The sequence below is a fragment of the Poseidonocella sedimentorum genome (genome assembly GCF_900116005.1).
In the GTDB taxonomy this organism is placed as follows: domain Bacteria; phylum Pseudomonadota; class Alphaproteobacteria; order Rhodobacterales; family Rhodobacteraceae; genus Poseidonocella; species Poseidonocella sedimentorum.
On record NZ_FOYI01000001.1, the window covers coordinates 516,111 to 541,764 of the forward strand.

Consider the following 25,654-nt stretch of genomic DNA (forward strand, 5'->3'; position numbering starts at 1 on the left):
GAGGCGCGCGGGTGACGCGCAGTTTTTGGCGGGCAGGAAGAACTTACAGCAGCTTCCCGCCTAGGAAAAGGAAAACAGCGGACCGTCTCTTGGCGCGGGCGCGGGGGGCGCCCATGTTGCAGGCGTAACGAAGCTGTTCGGGCATAAGGGAGACCCCGCATGAAACACCGTTTGACACTTGGGGCGGCTGTGATGTCCGCCGGGCTGGGCGCGTTGATGGCCGTCTCGGCGTTGAGCCCGGCTCTGGCCGAGGCCGCGGGGCGCATCGCGGTTGCGGGGCAGGGCGAGGTCTTTGCCGAGCCGGACATGGCCACGGTGCGGCTCGGGGTGACACAGCGGGCGGAGAGCGCGGCGGGCGCGATGGGCGACGTGAGCACGGCGGTCGATGCGCTGCTCTCCCGGCTGGAGGCGCGCGGCGTCGCGGCCCGCGACATCCAGACCAGCGATCTGTCGCTCCACCCGATCTATGAGCGGCGCGATGGGCCGGCGCAGCAGAGCCCGGCGATCATCGGCTACCAGGCCGCCAACCGGTTGACCGTCCGGGTGCGGGATCTGCCGCAGCTCGGGGCGCTTCTGGGCGAGATGCTGGATGACGGGGCCAACGAGTTTCAGGGCGTGACCTTCGGCATCGCCGAGCCGGGGGGGCTGATCGATGAGGCGCGCCGCGCGGCGGTGGCCGATGCGCGGGCGCGGGCCGAGCTCTATGCCGAGGCGGCGGGCGTGTCGCTGGGCGCGTTGCTGGAGCTTGCCGAAGGCGGCGTCGCCGCGCCGCAGCCGGTGATGCGCGAGATGGCCGCGATGCGGGCCGATTCCATGCCCATCGCGGAGGGCGAGCTCTCGCTCTCGGCGGAGGTCAGCATGGTCTTTGCGATCGGCGAGGACGAGCCGGCGGGCGAGTAGCCCACCGGCCCCATGTTCAGCCGAGATCAGGCGCTCGCCTTGGCCAGTGCCTGATCGAGATCGGCGATGAGGTCCTCGGCGTCCTCAAGCCCCACGGAGAACCGCACCACATCGGGCCCGGCGCCGGCCGCGACCTGCTGCTCCTCGGTGAGCTGGCGGTGGGTGGTCGAGGCGGAGTGGATCACAAGGCTCCGCGAATCGCCGAGATTGGCCACGTGGCTGAAGAGGTCCAGACTGTCGACCAGCTTGACGCAGGCGTCGTAGCCGTCCTTGAGCCGGATGGTGAAGAGGCTGCTGGCGCCCTTGGGGCAGATCCGCGCGACGCGGTCGTGATAGGGCGAGCTGCCCAAGCCGGCATAGGTGACCTCGGCCACGGCGGGGTGGGTCTGGAGCCAGGTCGCGAGGCGCATCGCATTCTCGCAATGGCGCTGCATCCGGAGCGACAGCGTCTCGATCCCCAGCAAGGTGTAATGCGCCGCCTGTGGGTTGAGCGTCATGCCCAGATCGCGCAGGCCGATGGCGATGCCGTGGAAGGTGAAGGCCATGGGGCCGAAGGTCTCGTGGAAGGTGAGCCCGTGATAGGCCGGCTCGGGCGCGGAAAGCGAGGGGAACTTGTCCGACGCCGACCAGTCGAACTTGCCGCTGTCGACCACGCAGCCGCCCGTCACCGTGCCGTTGCCGGTGAGGAACTTTGTGAGCGAATGCACCACCAGCGTCGCGCCGTGCTCGATTGGCCGGCAGAGGTAGGGCGAGGCGGTGGTGTTGTCGACGATGAGCGGCAGCCCGGCGGCGTCTGCGATCTTGGCGATCGCGTCGAGATCGGTGATGTAGCCGCCGGGGTTGGCGATCGACTCGCAGAAGATCGCGCGGGTGTCGTCATCGATGGCGGCCTCGACGGCGCCGAGGTCGTCGAAATCCACGAAGCTCGCCGACCAGCCGAAGCGCTTGATCGTCTGGCTGAACTGGGTGATCGAGCCGCCGTAGAGCCGGGTCGAGACGACCACGTTCTTGCCCGGGCCCATCAGCGGGAAAAGCGCCATGATCTGCGCGGCGTGGCCCGAGGAGCAGCAGACCGCGCCGACCCCACCCTCCAGCGTTGCCACGCGCTCTTGCAGCACGGCGACGGTGGGGTTGGTCAGGCGCGAATAGATGTAGCCGACTTCCTGAAGGTTGAAGAGCTTTGCGGCATGGTCGGCATCGCGAAACACGAAGGCGGTGGTCTGGTAGATCGGCGTCTGGCGGGCGCCGGTGGCCGGGTCGGGCGCGCTGCCTGCGTGGATCTGCAGGGTGTCGAAGCCGAGTTTTGAAGCGTCGCTCATCGTGAATTCCTCCTCGTTCTTTTCCGATGTTGGCGGGAGCTTAGCCGAGCGGGGCGAGGGGGGGAAGCGACAGTGGACGCGGGGTATGGATTCCCGGAATTTCAGGATTGCGCGCGTCCGTGTTACCTTGGGTCAATTAACCAAGACGTTTTGATTGCGAAATTCAGGGAGACCCCCGATGTATTCGATCCGAGATCTCGCCGATGGCGATTTCCTTTATCTCGATGGTGGCCGCGTGGAACACATGGCCTCGCCCCATAACTCCGGCAATTTCCGGCGAAAACCACGGTTTCTGGTGATGCACTATACCGCCGGCAGCTCGGGGCGCAGCTCGGCCTCGTGGTTCACCAACCCGGCCGCCAAGGCCTCGGCGCATCTGACCATCGAGCGCGATGGCTCGGTGATCCAGTCCGTCCCGTTTACCAAACGCGCCTGGCATGCTGGCCGGAGCGCCTGGCGCGCGCGGGACGGCGCGCGCATCGACGGGCTCAACCACCATTCCATCGGGATCGAGCTGGCCAACGCGGGCGCCTGCGTGCGCACCGCGAGCGGGGCCTGGACCAACCCGCTCGGCGTCCGGGTCAGCCCCGACAATATCGCCGAGGCGCGGCACAAGAACGGCGCGGTCTGGCTGCATGGCTCGGGCAATGTCAGCAACCCGGGCTGGGAGATCTACCCGCGCGATCAGCTCGTCGCGGCCATCGAGATCGCCAAGCTGCTGATCGAGCAGTACGATCTGGAAGATGTCATCGGCCATGACGACATCTCGCCCGGCCGCAAGACCGATCCCGGTCCGCTCTTCGACATGAACAGCTTTCGCGGCACCGTGTTCGGCCGCGGCGAGGACGGGGATCTTCTGTGGGAGGTGCGCGCTGGCACGCCCGGCGGCCTTGCGATCCGCACCGGGCCGGGCAAGGCCAACGCCAAGGCGCGCGAGGAAAACCTCGCCGTCGGCACCAAGGTCCAGTTCAACGAGGCCGAGGGGCGCTGGTGGTTCGTGACCGTGCTCGATGCGGATGGCGGGGCCGAGCTCGATGGCTGGGTCTATTCGGGCTACCTCGTCGCGGTCTGATCCCGCGGGCTCAGCGCATCCAGAACCCTTCCCGGCGCAGGCGGTTGCGGATCGCCTGTTCCTTGCGCGGCAGGGCGTCGCGGTCAAAAAGCGCGCGCGCCTTGCGGCCCCGGCCCTGATAGACCATCCGTTTCATCGGCTCCCAGCCCTTGAGCACCTTCTTGATCCGGTTGGGCGCGGCCACCTCTTCGAGCACCTCCACCACCCGATCCGCCTCGCGCGCATAAAGCAGGGGGAGCATCCGGTAATGACAGGTGCTGCGCCCGTCGATCCACCCCTCGGGCAGGGCCGCGCGCCCGCCGCCAAGCCCGTGGATCACGAGCGGCAGGGCGATCTGGTCGAGCCAGGGATCGAGCGACTGGCAGGCCAGTTCCTCGGGCGGATCGTCCCGGATGCTGCGCGCGTAGTCGAGAAACCGCGCGCCGAACTCCTGCGGGCAGCGGCCATAAAAAACGCCGGCGTTGAAGTAGAGGTAGCGCCGCCAATGCTCATCGGGTTGGGAGAGGTCGAGCGAGCTTTCGAAATCGAGCCCGAACCGCTCATAGAGCGCGCGCCAGATCTCCGCGTAGCCGGGCCCGTAGAGCGCGGGCTGGGGCCATGTCCCCTCGACGCGCAGCGAGGCGGAGGGGCGACCGAAATCGAAAGGGATATCGGCAAGCTCATCGAGGATGAGCGTGTCGCTGTCGAAAAAGACGAAGGGCGCGCGCGCGGGCAGTGCGCCGAGCGCCTCGATCTTGTTGCCCTGCGGATAGCTCGCGCCGAAGACGTGGGCATCGAACCCGGTGATCTCGCCCCCCAGCCGGGTCAGCAGCGCGCTGACCTCCGGGTCCGACAGGCCCGGATCCTTCGGCCAGAGCGGGCCGGCGCGCGGCACGGCGACGATCAGCCGGCCGGTGAACCCGGGGCTGCGCGCGCGCAAGGAGGCCGCAAAGAGCGCGGCTTCGTATTGCAACCGCCCCGCCTGGGCGACGATGAGGATGTTGAACGCGGCCATGGCCCCTCGGTTTTCTGTCCTGTCTTGTTCTGTCCTGTCTTGTTCTGGCCGGGCCACGCTAGAAGGCGCGGCAGCTGAGGGGAAGAGGGGCGAGGGGACGCGGGGGCAAAACTGCTACGCCGCGAAGGATATCCACCCCTTGAAAGTCAGCGCCGCGTAGAAAAGCGCGACCCGCTCAAACCCGGCGCGTTGCAGCAGGGCCTCGTCTTCCGACGGCGACAGCGCGGGCAACTTATCCTTCATGCTCGCGATCCCGGCTCTTGTCCGGGCCGCATCCGCCCCGCGCGCGATCTGAAAATCCGCGTAGCGGTCCAGCCACCGGTCCTCATCGCCTGTGGGAAAGCTGTGATGGACAACCACCAAAGGCGCGCCGGTGCGCAGACGGCGGCGCAGCTCCCGCAGAGTTCGCAGCCGCTCTTCGCGTTCCAGAAAATGCAGCACCAGCAGGCAGGTCGCCCCGTCAAACGGTCCGGCCGGGGCGTCATCGATGTAGCCATGGGTGAAGCTGATGCGGTCGAGATCGCCGCCCAGTGTTTCAGTTGCCTGGGCGATCATGTCGGCCGACGGGTCCACCGCGGCAAAGGTCCAGCCCGGATGGTGCTCTCGCAATGCCTGAAGCTCCATGCCGCCGCCCGCGCCGAGGGCCAGGACGCTGCCGCTCTCGGCCATGGTCTCTGCCAGAAGCAGCCCGACGATCCGGTGCAGATCGTTCAACCCCGGCACCTGCCGCTCCACCCGCGCCCGATACCCGTTTGCCGTGAAGTGATTGGCCTTCGATGACATCGGTCCCGCCCCTGTTCTCAGACGCCGATTGTGGCCGCGACGCGGCGCGCGCGCAAGACGGGGGCGATACGGCCGGACGGCCCTTTCGATTTTACACGAAAGCCCACCTGCGCTATCGCAAGGGGGACAGACGTCACAGGCGCCGCACCCGGCCCGCGGCGCCTCAGCCCACGCCCGCTCACGTTGTCAAAGGAGATCCGATGACGTTCACGCCCGCCCCATGGCCCCGCAAGCTGCGTTCGCAGGAATGGTATGGCGGCGCCAGCCGCGACACGATCTATCACCGGGGCTGGCTCAAGAATCAGGGCTATCCCGACGATCTGTTCGACGGGCGCCCGATCATCGGCATCCTCAACACCTGGTCGGACCTCACGCCCTGCAACGGGCATTTGCGGGATCTGGCCGAAAAGGTGAAGGCCGGTGTCTGGGAGGCGGGGGGCTTCCCGGTGGAGGTTCCGGTGTTTTCGGCCTCCGAGAGCACCTTCCGCCCCACGGCGATGATGTTCCGCAACCTCGCGGCGCTGGCGACCGAGGAGACCATCCGCGGCCAGCCGATGGACGGCTGCGTGCTGCTGGTGGGCTGCGACAAGACCACGCCCTCGCTGATGATGGCCGCGGCGTCCTGCGATCTGCCCTCCATCGTGGTGAGCGGCGGGCCGATGCTCAACGGCTATTTTCAGGGCGAGCGCGTCGGCTCGGGCACGCATCTGTGGAAGTTCTCCGAAGCGGTGAAGGCCGGCGAGATGACGCAGGAGGAATTCCTCGAAGCGGAGTCCTCGATGTCGCGCAGCGCGGGCGCCTGCAACACCATGGGAACCGCCTCGACAATGGCGAGCATGGCCGAAGCGCTCGGGATGGCGCTTTCGGGCAATGCGGCGATCCCGGCGGTCGACAGCCGTCGCCGCGCGATGGCGCAACTCACCGGCCGGCGCATCGTGCAGATGGTGAAGGACGACCTGAAACCCTCTGATATCCTGACGAAAAAAGCCTTCGAGAACGCGATCCGCACCAACGCGGCCATTGGCGGCTCGACCAATGCCGTGATCCACCTTCTGGCGCTCGCGGGCCGGGTCGGCACCGATCTTACGCTGGAGGATTGGGACCGTTGCGGGCGCGATGTGCCGACGATCGTCAACCTCATGCCCTCGGGCGAATACCTCATGGAAGAGTTCTTCTATGCGGGCGGCTTGCCGGTCGTGTTGCGCCAGCTGGGCGAAGCGGGGCTCTTGCACCGCGACGCGCTGACCGTCTCCGGCGGGCCCGTGTGGGACGAGGTCAAAGCCGTGCGCAACCACAACGCCGATGTGATCCGCCCCGCCGAAAAGGCGCTGACCCAGTCGGGCGGCATCGCGGTCTTGCGCGGCAATCTCGCGCCGGACGGGGCGGTGCTCAAGCCCTCGGCCGCGAGCGAGCATCTGCTGACCCACCGGGGCCGGGCAGTCGTCTTTGAGGACATCGACGACTACAAGGCCAAGATCAACGACGAGGCGCTCGACATCGACGAGACCTGTATCATGGTGCTCAAGAACTGCGGGCCGCGCGGCTATCCGGGCATGGCCGAGGTGGGCAACATGGGCCTGCCGCCCAAGGTGTTGCGTAAGGGGATCACCGACATGGTGCGTATCTCCGACGCGCGCATGTCGGGCACGGCCTATGGCACGGTGGTGCTGCACAGCTCGCCCGAAGCGGCGGCGGGCGGGCCGCTCGCGGTGGTGCGCGATGGCGACATGATCGCGCTCGACGTGCCGAACCGGACGCTGCACCTTGAGGTCTCGGACGAGGAACTCGCCGCGCGGCTGGCGGCCTGGGAGCCGCGCCACGAGGTGGCGAGCTCGGGCTATCTCATGCTGCACCAGTCCCATGTTCAGGGCGCCGATACGGGCGCGGATCTCGACTTCCTGCGCGGCTGTCGCGGCGCGCCGGTGGGCAAGGATTCCCACTGATGAAGATCGCGCTCGTCGGCATCGGAAAGATCGCGCAGGATCAGCACGTCCCCGCCATTGCCGCCTCCCCGGACTGGGAGCTGGCCGCGACGGTTTCGCGGGCGGGGTCGGTCGAGGGCGTGCCGGCCTACACCTCGCTCGCCGACATGCTGGCCGCACACCCCGATATCGGGACGGTGTCGCTCTGTCTGCCGCCCGTGCCGCGCTTTTTCTATGCGCGCGAGCTGATCGCGGCGGGGCGGCATCTGATGCTCGAAAAACCGCCCGGGGCGACGCTCTCGGAATGCCACGCGCTGGAGGCGATGGCGGCGGAGGCGGGGGTGTCGCTCTTTGCCACGTGGCATTCGCGGGAGGCCGCCGGGGTCGCGCCCGCGCGCGACTGGCTGTCGGGCCGGGAGATCCGGCGGGTGACGGTCACGTGGAAAGAGGACGTGCGCCGCTGGCATCCGGGGCAGGAGTGGGTCTTCGAGCCCGGCGGTCTCGGGGTCTTCGATCCCGGCATCAACGCGCTCTCGATCCTGACGGAGATCTTGGCCCAGCCGGTGCATCTCAGCGGCGCGGAGCTCTTGTTCCCGCAAAACCGCCAGACGCCGATTGCTGCCGATCTGCGCTTTGCCCACCCCGGCGGGGCGGAGGTCAGCGCGGCGTTTGACTGGCGCCAGACCGGGCCGCAGACATGGGAGATCGCGGTCGAGACGGCTTCGGGCGCTTTGCGCCTCACCGAGGGCGGGGGCAAGCTTTCGGTGAACGGCGAGGACATCGCACCCGAGGGCGAGGGGGAATACCCTCGGCTTTACGCGCGCATGGCCGAGCTGGTCCGCGCGGGCGCCTCGAATGTGGACCTCGCGCCGCTGCGCCACGTGGCCGATGCCTTCCTGCTGGGGCGGCGCGAGACGGTCGCGCCTTTCGATTTCTGATCCGCGCAGGACCCTCACGCCGTGAAAACACGATACCCCCGGGGCGAGGACAGAGCGTTGCGCCCTGATCATTGGGTCAAGACGCGCCCGCGCGGCCTCGTTGTCTTGCCGATCCTGAGCGGGCTCTGGTTGGCGATCGGCGTCGGGATCCTCGGGGCGCTGACCCCGGGCTATTCGCACATCACGCAATTCATGAGCGCGCTCGGAGCGGATGGCGCGCCCTTCGCCGCCTGGACCAACTATGCCGTCTTCATTCCGGCCGAGATTTTGCTGCTGGCGTTCCTTGCCCTGCTGCGCGCGTCTTGTGAGGACAGCAAAGCCACGCGCGTCGCGCTCATTTGCCTGTTTTCATACGCGGCACTTCTGATAGCGGCTGCGGTCCTGCCCTGTGACGCTGGCTGCCAGAGCGCCGGCGAGGGCGCATCAAACACCAACGCACACATCGCCCATATGGCGATCGCCGCAACGGCCTATCCGCTCGCCTTGATCGGGTTGGTCACGCTTGGCCTGAGCGCGCCGAAAGCCTCGCCACTCAGGCGCGTTGCATTGCCCGCCGCACTGGTTGGCGTCGGGCTCTTCGTCGCCATAGCCGTGTTCGAAGATGCGCAGGGATTGGTCCAACGCCTGCTTGAGACGTGGATCTATCTGCACTTCATCCTGATCGGAAAAGTCGCGGCGTCGAGCGTGTCGTCGCCACCGGAGTAGGGCCCGAAGCGGTCAAGCTTCGAGCCCCGGGAGCAGTCTCAGCCCTTGTTCATCCGGTTGGCGATGAGGTCATCCACCACGGCCGGTTCGGCCAGCGTCGAGGTGTCGCCAAGCGCGCCGAAATCATCCTCGGCGATCTTGCGCAGGATGCGGCGCATGATCTTGCCCGAGCGGGTCTTGGGCAGGCCGGGCGCCCATTGGATGAGGTCGGGCGAGGCGATCGGGCCGATCTCCTTGCGGACCCAGTCGCGGAGCTCCTTGCGCAGCTCTTCGGTCGGCTCCTGACCGGCCATGAGCGTCACGTAGCAGTAGATGCCCTGACCCTTGACCGCGTGGGGATAGCCCACGACCGCGGCTTCGGAGACCTTGGGGTGCGCCACCAGCGCGCTTTCGACCTCGGCTGTGCCCATCCGGTGGCCCGAGACGTTGATCACGTCATCGACCCGGCCGGTGATCCAGTAGTAGCCATCCTCGTCGCGGCGGCAGCCATCGCCGGAGAAGTAGTAGCCCTTGTAGTCGGAGAAATAGGTTTTCACGAAGCGTTTGTGATCGCCCCAGACGGTGCGCATCTGGCCGGGCCAGCTGTCCTTGAGACACAGAACGCCCTCGGCGGGATTGCCGGTGATTTCCTGCCCGCTGGTCGGGTCGAGGATGACCGGCTCGACGCCGAAGAAGGGCAGGGTGGCCGAGCCTGGTTTGGTCGCCGTGGCGCCGGGGAGCGGTGTCAGCAGGTGGCCGCCGGTTTCGGTCTGCCACCAGGTATCGACGATGGGGGTTTTGCCCTTGCCGATCTGCTCGTTGTACCAGTTCCAGGCCTCGGGGTTGATCGGCTCGCCCACGGTGCCGAGAACCTTGAGCGAGGACAGATCATGGCCCTCGACATACTGGTTGCCCGCCCCCATGAGCGCGCGGATCGCGGTCGGGGCGGTGTAGAACTGGTTGACCTTGTACTTCTCGCAGATCCGCCAGAAGCGCGAGGCATCGGGGTAGGTCGGCACGCCCTCGAACATCAGCGTCGTCGCTCCGTTCGCGAGGGGGCCATAGAGGATGTAGCTGTGGCCAGTGACCCAGCCGACATCGGCGCCGCACCAGAAGATGTCGCCGTCGTGATAGTCGAAGGTGTATTGCTGGGTCATCGCGGCGTAGAGCAGGTAGCCGCCGGTGCTGTGCAGCACGCCCTTGGGGGTCCCGGTGGAGCCCGAGGTGTAGAGGATGAAGAGCGGGTCTTCCGCGCTCATCGGCTCGGGATCGCAAAAATCATCCACCCCCGCGGCGGCCTCGTGCCACCAGACGTCGCGCGTGGCGGCCATGTCGACCTGCGCGCCGGTGTGTTCGACCACGAGCACCTTTTCCACGCCGAGCGCGTGGGGCAGGGCGGCGTCGACATTGGCCTTGAGCGGGACGGTGCGCCCGCCGCGTCTGGCCTCGTCGGCGGTGATGACGACGCTCGAGCCGCAATCGTTGATCCGGCTGGCGAGCGCATCGGGCGAAAACCCGGCGAAGACAACCGAATGCACCGCGCCGATCCGGGCGCAGGCGAGCATCGCATAGGCCGCTTCGGGGATCATCGGCAGGTAGATCGTCACCCGGTCGCCCTTGGTCACGCCGAGGCCCTTGAGCACATTGGCAAAGCGCGAGACGTGCTCATGGAGCTGGATGTAGGTGATCTCCTTCTGGGTGCCGGGCTCGTCGCCCTCCCAGATGATCGCGACCTGATCGCCCCGGCTCTCCACGTGGCGGTCAACGCAGTTGGCGCAGACATTGAGCACCCCGTCCTCGAACCATTTGATCGAGACATCGGGGTGGGCGAAGCTTACGTTCTTGATCTTGGTCGGCGCCGTGATCCAGTCGAGCCGCTTGGCCTCCTCGGCCCAGAAGGCCTCGGGATCGGCGATCGAGGCGGCGTACATCTCGCGGTAGCGGTCCGCGTCGGCGTGGGCCCCAGCGGCGAATTCGGGGGTGGGCGGATAGAGTTTGGCGTCGGACATGGTCTTCCCCACGATCTTGAGAATTGCTTGGTCAGGTCGGGCCTGCCCCGCGGGCGGCGCTGCGGCGCGGGGCGGGCCCTCGAACTTCAGATGGCCAGATATTCAGACCGAAGCTCGTCGTTTTGCAACACCTCGGCGGCGGATCCGTCAAAGACGATGCCGCCGGTGTCGAGGATGACGGAGCGGTCGGCCAGCTCCAGCGCACGCACGGCGTTCTGCTCGACCAGCACGGTGGTGATGCCCTGCTCCTTGATGATGCGCAGCGTCTTTTCGATCTCGTCGACGATCACTGGCGCAAGGCCCTCGTAGGGTTCGTCAAGCAGCAGCACCTTGATGTCGCGCGCGAGCGCCCGGGCGATGGCGAGCATCTGTTGCTCCCCGCCGGAGAGGGTCACGCCCTCCTGCTTGCGGCGCTCGCCGAGGCGCGGGAAGAGATCGTAGAGCCGCTCCAGCGACCAGCCCACGGGGGGCGCGATCTGGGCGAGCTGGAGGTTTTCCTCCACCGTCAGGCCGGGGATGATGCGCCGGTCTTCGGGCACGAGCCCGATCCCCGCCGCGGCGGCCTCGTGGCTCTTCATCTTGTGCAGCGGCTGGTGATCGAGCCAGATCTCGCCATGGGTGACCTGCGGGTCATCCATCCGGGCGATGGAACGCAGGGTCGAGGTCTTGCCCGCGCCGTTGCGGCCCAGAAGCGCGAGGATCTCGCCCTCGTGCAGGTTGAACGAGATGTTCTGCACGATGTAACTCTCGCCGTAATAGCTCTCCATGTTCCACACGGAGAGGAAGGCGGGGGCGGTTTCGGCGTAGTTGTGCCCCTTCGAGAAGTCGGGTTTGACGTTCATCTGATCGTCTCCTTACGCCGCTTCGCCGAGATAGGCTTCGCGGACTTTCGGGTGGCCCTTGATCTTGTCGGGCGTGTCTTCGACGAGCGGGGTGCCCTGTGCCAGAACGGTGATCCGGTCGGCCAGCGAAAACACCACATGCATGTCATGCTCGATGATCGCGATGGTGATGTCGCGCTCGGCCTTGATGCGCTTGAGCAGGTCGATGGTGTTGTTGGTATCGGCCCGCGCCATGCCCGCCGTGGGCTCGTCAAGCAGCAGCAGGCGCGGCTCCTGGGCGAGGCACATGGCGATCTCGAGGCGCCGCTTGTCGCCGCGCGACATGGAGGACGCGGTCATCTCGCGCTTGTCGATCATGTTGAGGTCTTCGAGCACGGATTCGGCGCGGTCGATGATATCGCGCTCGGCGCCCGCGTCCTTGTAGGCATGCATCCGGAAGGCCCCGTCGCGCCGGGCGAAACAGGGGATCATCATGTTTTCCATCACGCTCAACTCGCCGAAGATCTCGGGCGTCTGAAACACGCGGGAGATGCCCATCTGGTTGATCTCATGCGGGCTGCGGCCGAGCACCGACTGGCCGTCGAACATGACCGAGCCGGTGTCGGGGATCAGCTTGCCGACGAGGCAGTTGAGCAGGGTCGACTTGCCCGCGCCGTTGGGCCCGATGATCGCGTGGCAGGTGTTCTCCGCCACGCTGAGGTTCACGTCGCCCAGGGCCTGGAGGCCGCCGAAGCGCTTGTTGACGTTCTTGACTTCAAGAATTCCCATGGTCGGCCTCCTTATTCCGCGGGTTCGGTGGATTTGCCCGAGCGGGCATCTTCGGGTTTGCGCTTGCGCTTGAAGAGCGCGGCGATGCGCTGGCCGCCTTCCACCAGCCCACCGGGCAGGAAGATCACCACCAGCATGAACAGCAGCCCCAGCGTGAGGTGCCAGCCCTTGCCGACGAAGGGATAGATCAGCGCGACGATCACATCCTCCAGCCCGTCGGGCAGAAGCGCGAACCACTGGTGCAGGATGTCCTTGTTGATCTTGGACAGGATGTTTTCCATGTACTTGATCGCGCCGGCGCCGAGCACCGGGCCGATGAGCGTGCCGACACCGCCCAGGATGGTCATGAGCACCACCTCGCCCGACGCCGTCCAGAACATCCGGTCCGCCCCGGCTTGCGTGTCCATCGCCACCATGAGCCCGCCGGCGAGCCCGGCGTACATGCCCGAGATCACGAAGGCCGCGAGCGTGTAGGGCTTGGGGTTGAGGCCGGTGTAGTTCATCCGCTGCTGGTTCGATTTCACCGCCCGCAACATGACGCCGAAGGGCGAGCGGAAGATGCGGATCGAGATGTAGAAGGAGATCAGCATGACCAGCGCGGCGACGTAGTAGCCGGCGTTGAGGGTAAAGACCCAGCCGCCCATGACGATCTCGGTGCTGCTGGTCATCTCCAGTCCGAAGAGGTTGGTCTTGGGGACCACGCCGTCGTTGGTGGCGGCATCGAGGATACGCGGGTCGTTGACCTTGGGCTGGAGCCCGGTCTCGCCGCCGGTGATCGGCGTGAGCACGGAATAGGCCAGCGAGTAGCACATCTGGGCAAAGGCGAGCGTCAGGATCGAGAAGTAGATCCCCGACCGGCGCAGCGAGATCCACCCCACCGCGAGCGAGAAGACCCCCGCCACGATGACCGACACGATGATGCCGGGGATGATGTTCATCGTCAGCAGTTTCATCATCCAGATCGCGGCGTAGGAGCCGATCCCGAGGAAGGCCGCGTGGCCGAAGCTCAGGTAGCCGGTGAGGCCGAAGAGGATGTTGAAGCCGATGGCGAAGATCCCGAAGATCACGAAACGCTGCATGAGGTCCGGGTAGCCGGCGTTGAACTGCGCGAGGTTGGAGCCTTCAGGGAAGGGGTTGAGCAGCACCGGCGCGGCCACCACCATGATGGCGACGATGATGAGCAGGCGGGCGTCTTTAGGGTTCAGTCCGAACATGGGTCAGTCCTCCATCACGCCCTTGCGGCCCATGAGGCCACGCGGTCGGGTCAATAGAATGATGATCGCCACGAGATAGATGATGATCTGATTGATGCCCGGCAGCACTTCGAGCACCTCGCGCATCGAGGCGAAACTCTCGAGGATGCCAAGGACGAACCCGGCAAGCACCGCGCCCGGCAGAGAGCCCATGCCGCCCACCACCACGACCACGAAGCTCAGGACGAGGAAGTCCATGCCCATGTGGTAGTTGGGCGAGTTGATCGGCGTGTACATCACCCCCGCGAGCCCCGCCACGGCGGCGGCAAGGCCGAACATGAGCGTGAAGCGGCGGTCGATGTTTATCCCCAGAAGCTGCACCGTCTCGCGGTCGGCCATGCCGGCGCGGACCACCATTCCGAAGGTGGTGAATTGCAGGAAGGCAAAGACCCCGCCGATGATGATCGCGGCGAAGACGAAGTAGATGATCCGCCAGTAGGGGTAGATGATGATGTTGGGATCAAACCCCAGCATCGCGCCGAAATCGAACGAGCCGCGGAAGGCGTCGGGGGCCGGGGTCGGGATCGGGTTGGCGCCGTAGAAATACTTGATCACTTCCTGAAGCACGATGGCGAGGCCGAAGGTCACGAGGATCTGGTCCGCGTGCGGGCGCTTGTAGAAGTGCTTGATCAGCCCGCGTTCCATGACGACGCCGAGGGTGATCATGACGGGAATGGCGAAGAGGATCGACAGCGGCACCGCCCAGTCGATGATCGCGGCCCCGGCGGATTCGCCGAACCAGCCGTAGACATAGGGAACATCGACCTTGAGCGGGTTGCCGAGAAAGTCGGTCCGGGTCTCATCGATGATGGTGTGGCTCAGGGTCAGGATACGGCTCAGGGTGACGGCGCAGAAGGCGCCGATCATGAACAGCGCGCCGTGGGCGAAGTTCACGACGCCGAGCGTGCCGAAGATCAGCGTCAGGCCGAGCGCGATGAGCGCGTAGGCCGAGCCTTTGTCGAGTCCGTTGAGGACCTGCAGGATTATCGCTTCCATCGATTTGGCCTCTGGAATTCGAGTGATACCGGGGGCCGCCTGCGGCCCGGAACTTGTGCGGAGACGGTGCGGGGCGGGCGCATGGCCCGCCCCGGCCGGGCGATCAGGCGCCCGGGTTGCAACTGCCCAGATCGCCGCCGAAGATGGAGGCGTCGTAGGTCACTTGTGCAGCCGGGGTCACTTCCACGATCTCCAGAAGGTCGAACTCGGAGGTCGGGTTTTCCTTCCCTTTCACGACCAGCACGTCCTTGAAGCACTGGTGATCTTCCGCGCGGTAGAGCGTCGGGCCGTTGCCCATGCCGTCGAATTCGAAACCTTCGAGGGCTTCGGCCACGGCGCAGGGGTTGAACGATCCGGCGCGCGCAACGGCATCGGCATAGAGCAGGGTCTGCACATAGCAGGTGTGCGCGGCCTGGCTCGGCGGGAAGCCGTATTTGGTGCCGAAGGATTTGACGAAGGCTTGCGAGCCCGCGTCGGTCAGCGACCAGTGCCAGTTGGTGGAGCCGAAGATGCCCTTCACGTTGGCGCCCGCGCCCTTGGCCATCAGGCGGCTGTAGAGCGGCACGACGATCTCGAACTGCTTGCCGTTGACGATCTTGTCACGCAGGCCGAACTGCACGGCGTTGGTCAGCGAGTTGACCATGTTCCCGCCGTAGTGGTTGAGCACGAGCACATCCGCGCCCGATTGGAGCACCGGCGCGATGTAGGACGAGAAGTCCGTCTGGGTGAGCGGCGTCTTGACCGCGGCGACGGTTTCCCAGCCGATGGCTTCGGTCGAGGTGCGCACGGCTTCCTCGGTGGTGTAGCCCCAGTTGTAGTCCGCCGTCAGGTGATAGGCCTTGCGGTCATTGCCGTAGTTCGCGCCGAGGATCGGGGCGAGGGCCGCGCCGGACATGTAGGAGTTGAAGAAGTGGCGGAAGCCATTGGCCTTCTTGTCCTTGCCGGTGGTGTCGTTGGAGTGGGTGAGGCCGGCCATGAAGATCACGCCCGCCTCCTGGCAGAGCGCCTGGACGGCCACGGCCACGCCGGAGGACGAGCCGCCGGAGATCATCACCGCGCCGTCCTTTTCGATCATCGAGCGGGCGGATGCGCGGGCGGCGTCGGATTTGGTCTGGGTGTCGCCGGTGACGTATTCGACCTTCTTGCCGAGGATCCCGGTGCCCTCCAGCGCGTTGGAGCTGAAGGTCGACATCATGCCGCCGTCGCCGCCGCCGTTGAGGTGTTCAACCGCAAGCTCGAAAGCGCGCAGCTCGTCGGCGCCCTCATCGGCATAGGGGCCGGTCTGGGGCACGTTGAAGCCGAGCGTGACGGCGCCGCCGGTGGGCTCGTTGGTGAAACCCGCAACGGACGAGCCGGTGAAGATCGTGGGGACCGCGAGGCCGGCGCCGGCAACGGCACCACGGCTCAGGACACCACGACGTGTCAGAGTAGTTTTGGACATACATCCCTCCCATTGGATATGTGCAAGATCGGGCTCCTCTTCCCGACACTGCGCGCACAGCTGTGCCGCATCAGTATGGCGCAGGACTTGAAAACCAGACAACAACCTACTTAAAGACTTCATTTTTTTTGTAAAAAAATGTACAGCAGGGCGCGGTTTCGTGTAAATCTATTTGCTCGCGACCGCAGAAACGCGTTGAAATCTATCGGAAAATGCCATGGCCAGATCGGCACTCACGGGAACACGGATCAGAGAGCGGCGCCTGGTGCTGGGGCTCAAGCAGGCGAGCCTGGCCAAAGCGGTCGATATTTCACCGAGTTATCTAAATTTGATCGAACATAATCGGCGCAGCATCGGCGGCAAGCTGCTCTCGGCGATTGCCCAGGTTCTGGAGGTCGAATCCGCGGCCCTGACGGAAGGGGCCGAGGTCGCGCTCATGGCCGATCTGCGCGAGGCCGCGACGGTCTCGGACATCGTCCCGGAGATCGACCGGCTGGAGGAATTTGCCGGCCGCTTTCCCGGCTGGGCCCGGCTGCTGGCCGATCTGGGAACGCGGGTCACATCGCTGGAACAGACGGTCGAGACCCTGACCGACCGGCTGGCCCATGATCCCTTCCTGTCGGATGCGCTGCACGACATCCTCACCACCGTGACCGCGATCCGCTCCACCGCCGGGATCCTCACCGACACCCAGGAGATCGAGCCCGATTGGCAGCGGCGTTTCTTGCGCAACATCGGCGAGGACAGCGAGCGACTCAGCGGCACCTCGCAATCGCTGGTGGCCTATCTCGATGGGGTCGAGGACGTGCACGACGGCAAGAGCGCGCCGCAGGAGGAGCTTGACGAGTTCCTCGCGGCGCAGGGGTTTCATTTCCCCCAGCTCGAGGCCGATCCGGACCGGGATCTTGATGCGGTTCTCGCCGAGGCCGGCTTTTCCGCCCATCTTCCAGCGGCGCGCGCGCTCGCGCTGACCCACTTGCGCGACTACGCGGCCGATGCGCGGGCGATGCCGATGGGCGCGGTGCGCGAGGCGGTGGCGCGGGCGGGCCCGTCGCTGCCGGCGTTGGCCGAGGCGCTCGGGGCCGATCTCTTCACGCTCTTTCGCCGGCTTGCGGCCCTGCCCGCCGAGGTCGCGGGCCAGACCTACGGGCTTGCCACCTGCGACGCCAGCGGGACGCTCATCTTCCGCAAGCCGCTCGACGGGTTTGCCCTGCCGCGTTTCGGCTCGGCCTGCGCGCTCTGGCCGCTCTTTCAGGCGCTCTCGGTGCCGCACCAGCCGCTGCGCGCACGGCTGACCATGCCCGGGCGCGGCGAGCGCGGTTTCGATGTCTACGCCACGGCCCGCGCGGTCGGCCCCGCGCACTTCTCCTCGCCCGCACGCGTCGAGGCCGCCATGCTCTTCACCCCCGCCGGGCCAGCCGATTCCAAGACCGGCCATGTCGGGGTGAGCTGCCGGATCTGCCCGATTTCGGACTGCCCCGCGCGGCGCGAGCCGACAATACTCAGCGCCACGTTTTGACACACCCGCCAATCCGGGGAATACTCGCCCGATAGTGGAGGCCGCGCCACGTGCGCGGCGTCCCGGGGGGCCAGGGGAGGAGTGCCCATGGGCAAGCGTGTCTTGCTGATCGAGGATGAGCCGAACATTATCGAGGCCATCACCTATATCCTGTCGCGAGACGGGTGGGACGTGTTGTCCCATTCCAACGGGGAAGACGCGGTCGAGGCGGTGGCGGCCCATGCGCCCGATATCGTCATCCTCGATGTGATGCTGCCCGGGCGCAGCGGGTATGACATCCTGGGCGATCTGCGCCGGGGGGAGGCGACGGCCGAGTTGCCGATCATGATGTTGACCGCGCGCGGTCAGGCGCGCGACCGGGAAATTGCCGACGAGCTTGGGGCCACGCGCTTCATGTCCAAGCCGTTTTCCAACGCGGCCGTGCTCGACGCGATCCGCGACATGGCCATCGAGGCCTGAGCCGTGGCGCAGCCGGGCGGGGGCGCCCCACCCGATGACCCACGCGCCGGGCGGAGCGAGGCGCGCCCAGCGGATCAGGATGCGGGCCCGACGGGCCCTGCGCGAGAGGGCCCGCGCCCGCGACTGAGCGCCGAGGATCCGGTGGCTCATGGCCGCAGCAGGCTGCCCGATGCGCTCGCGGTCCTGCCGCTCATCGGCTTTCTCATCTTCTCGGTTCCGCTCATCTGGGGCGGGATGGAGATCGGCACGGCCACGGCCCTCATCTACCTCTTCTGGGGCTGGTTCGGGCTTTGCCTGCTGACCGCCGTGCTCTCGACCATCGCCAGCCGACGGATGCGGCCCGATGATCCCGAGGCCGGGGCGCCGGACCCATGACCATCCTCAATTCGCTCGTCGCCATCGCGCTGATCTACGTGGTGCTGCTCTTTCTCATTGCCTTCGTGGCCGAGCGGCTGGCGGTGCGCGGGCGCGGGCGGTGGTTGCGCTCGCCCCTCGTCTACACCCTCTCGCTCTCAGTCTATTGCACGGCCTGGACGTTCTACGGCGCGGTCGGCTACGCGGCGCGCTCGGGGCTTGAATTCCTGACGATCTACCTCGGCCCGACCCTCGTGCTCGCGGGCTGGTGGTGGGGCCTGCGCAAGCTGGTGCGGATCGGCCGCAGTCAGCGCATCACCTCGATCGCTGATCTCATCTCCTCGCGCTTCGGCAAATCCAACGCGCTGGCGGTGATCGTCACGCTCATGGCCGTGATCGGCACGACCCCCTACATCGCGCTGCAACTGCAATCGGTGACCCTCGCCGTGTCGGTCTTCACCGGCGGCATCATGGCCGGGGCGGATCCGCGCGGCGCGCCGGATGCGCAATCGGTGGCCGCCATGGTCGCACTCGGGCTCGCGCTTTTCACCATCCTCTTCGGCACGCGCAACCTCGACGCCAACGAGCGCCACCACGGCGTTGTCATCGCCATCGCGGTTGAGGCGGTCGTCAAGCTCGCGGCGCTCATCGCGGTCGGCGTCTTCGTGGTCTGGGAGCTCTCGGGCGGGATCGGCCCGACACTGGCGCGCATCGAGGCCTCGCCCATCAGCGAATGGAACGTCTCCCCCGGCCGCTGGATGGGGCTGACCTTCGTCGCGGCGGCGGCCTTCATCTGCCTGCCGCGCATGTTTCAGGTCATGGTGGTGGAGAACGCCGACGAGCGCCACCTCGCCGTCGCGGGCTGGGCCTTTCCGCTCTACATGCTCGCCATGTCGCTCTTCGTGGTGCCGATCACGGTGGTCGGGCTCGACCTGCTCCCCGCGGGCGCCAACCCCGACCTTTTCGTCCTCACCCTCCCGCTGAGCCAGGGGCGCGACGGGCTCGCCTTCTTTGCCTTCATCGGCGGCTTTTCGGCGGCCACCTCGATGGTCATCGTCGCCGCCATCGCGCTCTCGACCATGGTCTCCAACCACATCGTCATGCCGATCTGGCTGCGGTTTCAGGGCGAGGGCGCGAGCGTGTCGGGGGATGTGCGCCACATGGTGCTCCTCGCGCGGCGGATCTCGATCGCCGGGGTGGTCTTCCTCGGCTACCTCTACTTCCGGCTCTCGGGCGGCGGCTCGGCGCTGGCGGCGATCGGGCTCATCTCCTTTGTGGGCGTGTCGCAGTTCCTGCCCGCGCTGATCGGCGGGCTCTTCTGGCATGGCGCGACCCGGGCGGGCGCCATCGCCGGGCTTTTGGTCGGGTTCTTCCTCTGGGTCTACACGCTGCTGCTGCCGAGCCTTGCCTCGGACGCGCAATTCGTCGCCGGGCTTCTGGATCAGGGGCCGCTGGGGCAGGGCTGGCTCGATCCGCAGGCGCTCTTCGGCATCAGCGGGCTCGACCCGCTTGTCCACGCGCTGGTCTGGGCCCTGACCCTCAACGCGCTGGTCTTCGTGCTGGTCTCGCTGGTGACGACGCCCGATCCGATCGAACGGCTTCAGGGCGCGCAATTCGTGCGGGTCTTCGACCGCTCCGCCAATGCGCCGGGCTGGTCGCGCAGCGCGGCCGAGAGCGAGGATCTGTTGATCATGGCCCAGCGGATCATCGGCCCGCAGGAGGCGCAGCGCCTGTTTCAGGCCGAATCCGCGCGCCAGGGATTGCAAGGCTATCTGCCCGACACCACACCGGAATTCATCAACCGGTTGGAGCGCGAGCTTTCCGGCTCGGTCGGGGCGGCCACGGCCCATGCCATGATCGCCCAGATCGTCGGGCGGGCCTCGGTTTCGGTCGAGGACCTGATGGCCGTGGCCGACGAATCGGCGCAGATGAAAGAGCATTCGACCCAGCTCGAAGCCAAGTCCGAGGAGTTGGCCCGCACCGCCCGGCAGTTGCGCCGCGCCAATGACAAGCTTACCGAGCTGAGCCGTCAGAAGGACGCGTTTCTGTCGCAGATCAGCCACGAGCTGCGCACGCCGATGACCTCGATCCGCGCCTTTTCCGAGATCCTGCGCGATGGCGACGGGGACCCGGGCCAGACCGGGAAATTCGCGGGCGTGATCCATGACGAATCGCAGCGGCTGACCCGGCTGCTGGACGATCTGCTCGACCTCAGCGTGCTCGAAAACGGGCAGGTGACGCTCAACCTGCGTGACGGCAGGCTCGGCCAGGTCCTCGATCATGCCCAGGGCGCCGCGACCGCGATGGGCGATGATCTGCGCGTGAGGCGCGAGCGGGCGCGCGAGGATGTGGCTCTGCACACCGATCTCGACCGGCTCTCGCAGGTCTTCATCAATCTCATCGCCAACGCGCGCAAATACTGCGCCGCCCCGCGCCCCGAGCTGCGCATCGATGTGCATACCGAGGGCGATGCGGTGGTCATCGATTTCATCGACAATGGCGCGGGCATCCCGGCCGACAAACAGAACGTGATCTTCGAGAAGTTCGCGCGCGTCGGCTCGGACCAGGCGGCGGGCGGCGCGGGGCTCGGCCTCGCGATCTGCCGCGAGATCATGACGCGGCTGGGCGGCTCGGTGAGCTATCTGCCGGGGCAGGAGGGGGCGGCGTTTCGCGTCATCCTGCCGCTGCGGGCGCAAATGGCGGCGCAGTAAATCGCCGCGATAAATCGCTTGGTAACCAATTTCGGTGAAGTCTGGTGCGGAAAGCCAGGACCGATCCGGAAAATCCGGACCCATCAGGACAGTTGAACCGTTGAACAGCGTGAACCCGGCATTGCAGCGAAAGGCTGCCGTAGCGCGCCGCGATTTCGAAGATCGCGAGGTCGCGCCGCGCAAGGCGTTGCGTCTTGCGCTGTCGAAATCCTTCGACGAGACCATCTCCCTGCCGCTCGCCGCGACCAAGGTCCGCGAGATCGTCGATAACTACCACGCGCTCATGGAGCGGCTGCTGGACGATGAAATGCTCATCCTGCTGGATGGGCCCGACGGCGCTCTGGGCTGCATCATGCTCGACCGCAGCCTCGCGATCGCCATTGTCGAGATGCAGACGCTGGGCTTCGTGCCGCGCAACAATCACCCACGCTCCGTCACCCGGACCGACGCCGCCATCGCCGAGCCGGTCCTGAACGATCTGCTCAAGCGCTTTGCCGGGTGGCTGCCCGGGGATGCGGGCCTCTGGGCGCAGGGCTACATGTTCGGCGCGCGGGTGCCGACGGTCCGGTCCATGGGGCTGAACCTGCCCGAGCTTGATTACAGGATTTTCGAGGCGGAGGTCGATATCTTCCTCGGCGCGCGCATCGGGCGGATCCTTTTCGCGTTGCCGGCCAAACCTGCTCATGCAGGGGAGGACGAGGCGAGTTCGCGCGATCCGGTCTGGGCCGCGCGTCTGGAGCAATCCGTGGGTCAGGCGCAGAGCGAGCTGCACGCGGTGGCCCACCGATATGCCCTGCCGCTGGCGCAGCTTTCCTCGCTTCGCCCCGGTGATACCTTGCCTTTCCCGGCGGAAGCTCTGGAAAACGTGACCCTCTATTCCGGCCAGGAGCCGGTCCTCGCGCGGATCCGGCTGGGTCAGGCTGAGGGATACCGCGCCCTGCGGTTCGGCCCCGTGCCGGGCACGGCGAAACAGGCGCCCGAGGTCAAGGCGCCCGAGGCTGGAGAGCCCGCGGGCGAGCTGCCCCAACTCGACGGGCCGAAAGCCGCCGCGGCACTGCCCAACATCCCGCTGGATGAACCGGAGGAAGACGCTCCCGCCGAGGCGCTGGAGCCTCTGGACGCGCTGGAACCGCTCGAAGATCTGGCCAGCGAGGCCGAAGCGGTCGAGGAGGCCGAAGAGGCCGACGATCTCGATTTCGATTTCGAATTGCCCGACGCCGAACCCTTCGAGCTGGAAGACCTTCCCATGCCCGGCGCCGCACCGGCGGGCGGCGCGGAGGATGACATCGGCATGCCGATGGCGGTCGTCGAGATCGACTTCGACGATATCTGAACAATTTCAGGACTCTGGCGGCCGCGGGCTTGCCCCGCGCGCGCCGTCTGCTCAGCCCTGTTCGAGCCGCGGGCGCAGGGGCTCCAGCGCGTAGCCTGCGCGCCCGGCGATCTGCAGGATCTCATCGGCGCCGCGCGTCCCCGCCTCGCCAAGCGCCCAGATCACCGTGCAGCGCGTGCCCGAGGCGCAATAGGCCAGCACCGGGCCATCATTCTCCGCGACGAGCGCCTTTTGCTGCGCGATCCGCTCCGGCGTCATGCTGTCATGGGTGATGGGCAGGACGTGAAACCGCAGCCCGGCGGCCTCTGCCGCGTCCTGCATCGCGGCGGCTTGCCAATCGGGCGGGTTTTCCGCGTCGGGCCGGTTGCAGATCACCGCCGTGAACCCGGCCTCTGCGATGGCCGGAAGGTCCTCGGGCGCGATCTGTGGCGAGACGGCGTAGTCGGGCGTGAGCGGTCGAATATCCATGGCTTCGGGGTAGCCGGTGCGGTTGGCGCTGTCCAGTCCGGATCAGCCGAGCCAGATCCCGAGGATCACCACCATCAGCCCGATCACCGACAAAAAGAGCGAGCCCATGTTGGCCGGCAGCACCCGCGACAGAACCAGGCGCATCTCCTCGTCGCTCAGCTTTTCGCGGCGGGCGCGAAAGACGCGCAGGATGCACCAGACGAGCCCGAGGAGCCCCAGAAGCGAAATGCCCGCGCCGATCCAGATCAGACTGTCCATGCCATCCTCGCGCTGCCCCCGGTGGTCCATCGCGCCGCGCCATAGCCCATCGCGGGGGGCTGCGCAACTCCGCGCAACCCGGACCGGGAGGCAAGGGAGCGCTTGCGGCGCGGGGCCGGGGTCGGTATCGAAGCACGACTTCGAGAAAATTCAGACAGAGGCCGTCATGGACGACATCCCCACAAGCGACGCGACCTACCGCGTGACCGCAGACGAGCTGCGCCAGTTCATCGAACGTTTCGAGCGGCTGGAGCAGGAAAAGAAGGACATCGCCGACCAGCAAAAAGAGGTCATGGCGGAGGCGAAATCGCGCGGCTATGACACCAAGGTCATGCGCAAGGTGATCGCGCTGCGCAAGCGCGAGCCGGATGATATCGCCGAGGAAGAGGCCGTGTTGGAGATGTACAAGGAAGCGCTCGGGATGGGGTGAGCCCGCCCCGAGGCGGTTTAGTCCGGGGTGAGGCTCTGCCACGCCCCCCCGGCGGCCGATGAGGCGATGCAGGCGGCGATGAAGCGCATCCCGGCGAGACCGTCGCCCACCCCGGGCAGGGCCGCGCCAACGCTCTCGCCGCGGATGAGCGCGGCGGCTTCGGCATAGAGCGTGGCGAAACCTTCCAGATAGCCCTCCGGATGGCCCGGCGGAATGCGCAAGCTGGCAAGGCCCGCCTCGGTCGCGCCCGGCCCGCCCCGGGTGAGGCGTTGGCGCGGGCCGCCCAGCCGGGTGAACCACATCTCGTTGGGGTTTTCCTGCGCCCAGTCGATCCCGCCTTTAGTTCCGTGGACGCGGAGCCGCAGCCCGTTTTCATGGCCCACGGCGACCTGGCTGGCCCAGAGCATCCCCTTGGCGCCACCTTTGAACCGCAGCAGGATATGGGCGTTGTCATCCACCTTCCGGCCCGGCACGAAGGCATCGAGATCGGCGGCCAGTTCGGTGGCCGTGAGGCCGGTCACGACCCCAGCAAGGTTGAACGCGTGCGTTCCGATATCGCCGATGCAGCCCCCCGCGCCGGAGCGCGCCGGATCGGTGCGCCAGTCGGCCTGTTTGTTGCTGACATCCTCGGCGAGCCAGTCCTGGGCATATTCCACCATGACCTGCCGGATCTCGCCGAGCTCGCCGGCGGCGATCATCTCGCGCGCCTGCCGGATGAGCGGGTAGGCGGTGTAGTTGTAGGTGATGATCAGGTGCTTGCCGCGCGCGCGCTGCGCCTCGGCCATGGCCTCGGCCTGCTCCTGCGTCGCGGCCATCGGCTTGTCGCAGAGGACGTGAATTCCGGCCCTGAGGAAGGCGATGGCGGGGGCGGCGTGCATGTGGTTGGGCGTGACGATCGCGACGGCGTCGATCCCGTCTTCGCGCGCAGCTTCGGCCCGGGCCATCTCCTCGAAATCGGAGTAGGCGCGGTCCGGCGCGATCCCGAGGTCCTCCGCCGAGGCGCGCGCGCGCTCCGCATCGGAACTCAGCGCCCCGGCCACCAGCTCCCACTGCCCGTCGAGCCGCGCGGCCAGCCGGTGGACCCCGCCGATGAACGCGCCTTGCCCGCCGCCGACCATCCCAAGCCTGAGCCGCCGCATCACGCCAGCCCCAGCATGGCGGCGATCTGCGCGCGGTCGGTCTCGCCGCCGGCGAAATCGTCAAAGCTTTTGCCGGTCACCTCGATGATGTGGTTGGCGATGAAGGGCGCGCCCTCGGCCGCCCCCTGTTCGGGGGATTTGAGGCAGCACTCCCATTCCAGCACGGCCCAGCTGTCGTAGCCGTATTGCGCCAGCTTGGAGAAGATCGCCTTGAAATCAACCTGCCCGTCGCCGAGCGAGCGGAAGCGCCCGGCGCGGTCGGTCCAGGGCTGGTAGCCGGAATAGACCCCCTGCCGCCCGTCGGGATTGAACTCGGCGTCCTTGACGTGAAACGCGTTGATGCGGTCGTGGTAGAGGTCGATGAAGGCGAGGTAATCGAGCTGCTGGAGCACGAAATGCGACGGGTCATAGTTGATCCGCGCGGCCTCGTGGCCCTTCACCGCGTCGAGAAACATCTCCCACGTGGCGCCGTCGAAGACATCTTCGCCCGGGTGGACCTCGTAGCCCAGATCGACGCCGTGGTCGGCGTAGCAATCGAGGATGGGCGACCAGCGGCGGCCAAGCTCGTCGAAGGCCTCCTCGATGAGCCCTGCCGGGCGCTGCGGCCAGGGATAGAGGTAGGGGAAGGCGAGCGAGCCGGTGAAGCCCACCAGATGATCGAGCCCCAAGCGGCGGGACGCAAGCGCCGCCTTTTTCACCTGATCGACGGCCCAGTCCTGCCGCGCCGTGGGGTTGCCGTGCACCGTTTCGGGCGCGAAGGCGTCGAAGGCCGTGTTATAGGCCGGATTCACCGCCACGAGCTGGCTCTGCAGGTGGACCGAAAGCTCGGTCACGGCGACGCCCGCCTCGGCGCAGATGCCGAGCACCTCGTCGCAATAGTCCTGGCTCTCGGCGGCGCGGTCGAGGTCGAACAGGCGGGCGTCGAAGGTGGGGATCTGGACCCCTTTGTAGCCGAGGCCCGCGGCCCATTTGGTGATGCCCGCCAGCGTGTTGAACGGGGCGTCATCGCCCGCGAACTGGGCGAGGAAAAGGGCCGGTCCCTTGATCAATGAGGCCATGGCT

The 25,654-nt window shown here is 66.9% G+C and carries 24 protein-coding genes; 11 read left to right on the forward strand and 13 right to left on the reverse strand.

Features of this window, described 5'->3' with window-relative positions; all coding sequences use genetic code 11:
• Positions 1 to 159 precede the first annotated feature (159 nt).
• Entirely contained in the window at positions 160 to 900 is a 741-nt protein-coding gene (locus tag BM353_RS02425; RefSeq protein WP_245759529.1) for an SIMPL domain-containing protein, read from the forward strand.
• Between the two features lie 26 nt (positions 901 to 926).
• Here BM353_RS02425 and BM353_RS02430 read toward each other — a convergent pair whose 3' ends face one another.
• The gene (locus tag BM353_RS02430) at positions 927 to 2,219 is read right to left on the reverse strand and encodes an O-acetylhomoserine aminocarboxypropyltransferase/cysteine synthase family protein (protein ID WP_092076223.1); all 1,293 of its coding nucleotides are present in this window, start codon (positions 2,217 to 2,219) and stop codon (positions 927 to 929) included.
• A 178-nt stretch (positions 2,220 to 2,397) separates the two neighbouring features.
• On the opposite strand from BM353_RS02430, the gene BM353_RS02435 reads away from it, so the two are divergent.
• Positions 2,398 to 3,291 (forward strand): N-acetylmuramoyl-L-alanine amidase, encoded by an 894-nt coding sequence (locus BM353_RS02435; protein WP_092076225.1) that lies wholly within the window; start codon positions 2,398 to 2,400, stop codon positions 3,289 to 3,291.
• 10 nt (positions 3,292 to 3,301) lie between these two features.
• Here the strand turns inward: BM353_RS02435 and BM353_RS02440 are convergent, their stop codons facing one another.
• Positions 3,302 to 4,285, reverse strand: a complete 984-nt coding sequence (locus BM353_RS02440) for a hypothetical protein (RefSeq protein ID WP_092076227.1) — start codon at positions 4,283 to 4,285, stop codon at positions 3,302 to 3,304.
• Positions 4,286 to 4,399: 114 nt separating this feature from the next.
• A complete protein-coding gene (locus BM353_RS02445) occupies positions 4,400 to 5,068 on the reverse strand; it encodes a class I SAM-dependent methyltransferase (protein WP_092076229.1) in 669 nt (222 codons plus the stop codon).
• Positions 5,069 to 5,268: 200 nt separating this feature from the next.
• Between BM353_RS02445 and araD the strand changes: the two genes are divergently transcribed.
• From araD to BM353_RS02460, 3 genes are read left to right on the forward strand one after another with little or no spacing between them, the layout of a single operon-like run.
• On the forward strand, positions 5,269 to 7,011 hold the full coding sequence (gene araD / locus BM353_RS02450) for an L-arabinonate dehydratase (RefSeq protein WP_092076231.1): 1,743 nt from the start codon (positions 5,269 to 5,271) through the stop codon (positions 7,009 to 7,011).
• Positions 7,011 to 7,928 (forward strand): Gfo/Idh/MocA family protein, encoded by a 918-nt coding sequence (locus tag BM353_RS02455; protein WP_092076233.1) that lies wholly within the window; start codon positions 7,011 to 7,013, stop codon positions 7,926 to 7,928. The genes araD and BM353_RS02455 overlap by 1 nt, the downstream gene beginning before the upstream one ends.
• Before the next feature lie 57 nt (positions 7,929 to 7,985).
• Positions 7,986 to 8,633 (forward strand): DUF998 domain-containing protein, encoded by a 648-nt coding sequence (locus tag BM353_RS02460; protein ID WP_092076235.1) that lies wholly within the window; start codon positions 7,986 to 7,988, stop codon positions 8,631 to 8,633.
• A 38-nt stretch (positions 8,634 to 8,671) separates the two neighbouring features.
• Here the strand turns inward: BM353_RS02460 and acs are convergent, their stop codons facing one another.
• The 6 genes from acs to BM353_RS02490 form a co-directional block, all read right to left on the reverse strand.
• The gene (acs, locus tag BM353_RS02465; protein ID WP_092076237.1) at positions 8,672 to 10,621 is read right to left on the reverse strand and encodes an acetate--CoA ligase; all 1,950 of its coding nucleotides are present in this window, start codon (positions 10,619 to 10,621) and stop codon (positions 8,672 to 8,674) included.
• A gap of 86 nt (positions 10,622 to 10,707) precedes the next feature.
• Entirely contained in the window at positions 10,708 to 11,463 is a 756-nt protein-coding gene (locus BM353_RS02470) for an ABC transporter ATP-binding protein (protein WP_092076239.1), read from the reverse strand.
• A gap of 12 nt (positions 11,464 to 11,475) precedes the next feature.
• Entirely contained in the window at positions 11,476 to 12,231 is a 756-nt protein-coding gene (locus BM353_RS02475) for an ABC transporter ATP-binding protein (protein ID WP_092076241.1), read from the reverse strand.
• An 11-nt stretch (positions 12,232 to 12,242) separates the two neighbouring features.
• Positions 12,243 to 13,445 (reverse strand): branched-chain amino acid ABC transporter permease, encoded by a 1,203-nt coding sequence (locus BM353_RS02480; protein ID WP_092076243.1) that lies wholly within the window; start codon positions 13,443 to 13,445, stop codon positions 12,243 to 12,245.
• A gap of 3 nt (positions 13,446 to 13,448) precedes the next feature.
• Positions 13,449 to 14,480 carry a branched-chain amino acid ABC transporter permease gene (locus BM353_RS02485; RefSeq protein WP_092076245.1) on the reverse strand — a complete coding sequence of 344 codons (1,032 nt, stop codon included), beginning with the start codon at positions 14,478 to 14,480 and terminating at the stop codon, positions 13,449 to 13,451.
• A 103-nt stretch (positions 14,481 to 14,583) separates the two neighbouring features.
• The gene (locus BM353_RS02490) at positions 14,584 to 15,921 is read right to left on the reverse strand and encodes a substrate-binding protein (protein ID WP_092076247.1); all 1,338 of its coding nucleotides are present in this window, start codon (positions 15,919 to 15,921) and stop codon (positions 14,584 to 14,586) included.
• Between the two features lie 217 nt (positions 15,922 to 16,138).
• Between BM353_RS02490 and BM353_RS02495 the strand changes: the two genes are divergently transcribed.
• The 5 genes from BM353_RS02495 to BM353_RS02515 all read left to right on the forward strand — a co-directional run bounded on the left by BM353_RS02495 (position 16,139) and on the right by BM353_RS02515 (position 22,297).
• Positions 16,139 to 17,440, forward strand: a complete 1,302-nt coding sequence (locus BM353_RS02495; RefSeq protein ID WP_092076249.1) for a helix-turn-helix domain-containing protein — start codon at positions 16,139 to 16,141, stop codon at positions 17,438 to 17,440.
• Between the two features lie 87 nt (positions 17,441 to 17,527).
• Positions 17,528 to 17,899, forward strand: coding sequence for a response regulator transcription factor (locus tag BM353_RS02500; RefSeq protein WP_092076251.1), 372 nt, complete (start codon positions 17,528 to 17,530; stop codon positions 17,897 to 17,899).
• Positions 17,900 to 18,040: 141 nt separating this feature from the next.
• Positions 18,041 to 18,274, forward strand: a complete 234-nt coding sequence (locus BM353_RS16545; protein WP_143104087.1) for a hypothetical protein — start codon at positions 18,041 to 18,043, stop codon at positions 18,272 to 18,274.
• On the forward strand, positions 18,271 to 20,964 hold the full coding sequence (locus tag BM353_RS02510) for a sensor histidine kinase (protein ID WP_092076255.1): 2,694 nt from the start codon (positions 18,271 to 18,273) through the stop codon (positions 20,962 to 20,964). The genes BM353_RS16545 and BM353_RS02510 overlap by 4 nt, the downstream gene beginning before the upstream one ends.
• Positions 20,965 to 21,073: 109 nt before the next feature.
• Positions 21,074 to 22,297, forward strand: coding sequence for a FliM/FliN family flagellar motor switch protein (locus BM353_RS02515; protein ID WP_177220436.1), 1,224 nt, complete (start codon positions 21,074 to 21,076; stop codon positions 22,295 to 22,297).
• A 51-nt stretch (positions 22,298 to 22,348) separates the two neighbouring features.
• On the opposite strand, the gene BM353_RS02520 is transcribed toward BM353_RS02515, so the two are convergent.
• A complete protein-coding gene (locus BM353_RS02520) occupies positions 22,349 to 22,765 on the reverse strand; it encodes a protein tyrosine phosphatase family protein (protein ID WP_092076259.1) in 417 nt (138 codons plus the stop codon).
• A 42-nt stretch (positions 22,766 to 22,807) separates the two neighbouring features.
• Positions 22,808 to 23,053, reverse strand: a complete 246-nt coding sequence (locus BM353_RS02525) for a hypothetical protein (RefSeq protein ID WP_245759530.1) — start codon at positions 23,051 to 23,053, stop codon at positions 22,808 to 22,810.
• 136 nt (positions 23,054 to 23,189) lie between these two features.
• On the opposite strand from BM353_RS02525, the gene BM353_RS02530 reads away from it, so the two are divergent.
• A complete protein-coding gene (locus BM353_RS02530; RefSeq protein WP_092076261.1) occupies positions 23,190 to 23,453 on the forward strand; it encodes a DUF2312 domain-containing protein in 264 nt (87 codons plus the stop codon).
• Positions 23,454 to 23,470: 17 nt separating this feature from the next.
• Here BM353_RS02530 and BM353_RS02535 read toward each other — a convergent pair whose 3' ends face one another.
• Together BM353_RS02535 and BM353_RS02540 are read right to left on the reverse strand one after the other, a co-directional pair.
• Positions 23,471 to 24,592: a Gfo/Idh/MocA family protein gene (locus BM353_RS02535; RefSeq protein ID WP_092076263.1), complete on the reverse strand. Its 1,122-nt coding sequence runs from the start codon at positions 24,590 to 24,592 to the stop codon at positions 23,471 to 23,473.
• Complete coding sequence (locus BM353_RS02540; RefSeq protein ID WP_092076265.1) at positions 24,592 to 25,650, reverse strand: sugar phosphate isomerase/epimerase family protein; 1,059 nt, start codon at positions 25,648 to 25,650, stop codon at positions 24,592 to 24,594. Before BM353_RS02540 ends, BM353_RS02535 begins: the two co-directional genes overlap by 1 nt.
• Positions 25,651 to 25,654: the final 4 nt, after the last annotated feature.

Bases quoted from the DNA above. Each gene is read 5' to 3' on its own strand.
- BM353_RS02425 (WP_245759529.1), top strand. From the start codon at position 160: ATGAAACACCGTTTGACACTTGGGGCGGCTGTGATGTCCGCCGGGCTG.
- BM353_RS02430 (WP_092076223.1), bottom strand. From the start codon at position 2,219: ATGAGCGACGCTTCAAAACTCGGCTTCGACACCCTGCAGATCCACGCA.
- BM353_RS02435 (WP_092076225.1), top strand. From the start codon at position 2,398: ATGTATTCGATCCGAGATCTCGCCGATGGCGATTTCCTTTATCTCGAT.
- BM353_RS02440 (WP_092076227.1), bottom strand. From the start codon at position 4,285: ATGGCCGCGTTCAACATCCTCATCGTCGCCCAGGCGGGGCGGTTGCAA.
- BM353_RS02445 (WP_092076229.1), bottom strand. From the start codon at position 5,068: ATGTCATCGAAGGCCAATCACTTCACGGCAAACGGGTATCGGGCGCGG.
- araD (WP_092076231.1), top strand. From the start codon at position 5,269: ATGACGTTCACGCCCGCCCCATGGCCCCGCAAGCTGCGTTCGCAGGAA.
- BM353_RS02455 (WP_092076233.1), top strand. From the start codon at position 7,011: ATGAAGATCGCGCTCGTCGGCATCGGAAAGATCGCGCAGGATCAGCAC.
- acs (WP_092076237.1), bottom strand. From the start codon at position 10,621: ATGTCCGACGCCAAACTCTATCCGCCCACCCCCGAATTCGCCGCTGGG.
- BM353_RS02470 (WP_092076239.1), bottom strand. From the start codon at position 11,463: ATGAACGTCAAACCCGACTTCTCGAAGGGGCACAACTACGCCGAAACC.
- BM353_RS02475 (WP_092076241.1), bottom strand. From the start codon at position 12,231: ATGGGAATTCTTGAAGTCAAGAACGTCAACAAGCGCTTCGGCGGCCTC.
- BM353_RS02480 (WP_092076243.1), bottom strand. From the start codon at position 13,445: ATGTTCGGACTGAACCCTAAAGACGCCCGCCTGCTCATCATCGTCGCC.
- BM353_RS02485 (WP_092076245.1), bottom strand. From the start codon at position 14,480: ATGGAAGCGATAATCCTGCAGGTCCTCAACGGACTCGACAAAGGCTCG.
- BM353_RS02490 (WP_092076247.1), bottom strand. From the start codon at position 15,921: ATGTCCAAAACTACTCTGACACGTCGTGGTGTCCTGAGCCGTGGTGCC.
- BM353_RS02495 (WP_092076249.1), top strand. From the start codon at position 16,139: ATGGCCAGATCGGCACTCACGGGAACACGGATCAGAGAGCGGCGCCTG.
- BM353_RS02500 (WP_092076251.1), top strand. From the start codon at position 17,528: ATGGGCAAGCGTGTCTTGCTGATCGAGGATGAGCCGAACATTATCGAG.
- BM353_RS02510 (WP_092076255.1), top strand. From the start codon at position 18,271: ATGACCATCCTCAATTCGCTCGTCGCCATCGCGCTGATCTACGTGGTG.
- BM353_RS02520 (WP_092076259.1), bottom strand. From the start codon at position 22,765: ATGGATATTCGACCGCTCACGCCCGACTACGCCGTCTCGCCACAGATC.
- BM353_RS02525 (WP_245759530.1), bottom strand. From the start codon at position 23,053: ATGGACCACCGGGGGCAGCGCGAGGATGGCATGGACAGTCTGATCTGG.
- BM353_RS02530 (WP_092076261.1), top strand. From the start codon at position 23,190: ATGGACGACATCCCCACAAGCGACGCGACCTACCGCGTGACCGCAGAC.
- BM353_RS02535 (WP_092076263.1), bottom strand. From the start codon at position 24,592: ATGCGGCGGCTCAGGCTTGGGATGGTCGGCGGCGGGCAAGGCGCGTTC.
- BM353_RS02540 (WP_092076265.1), bottom strand. From the start codon at position 25,650: ATGGCCTCATTGATCAAGGGACCGGCCCTTTTCCTCGCCCAGTTCGCG.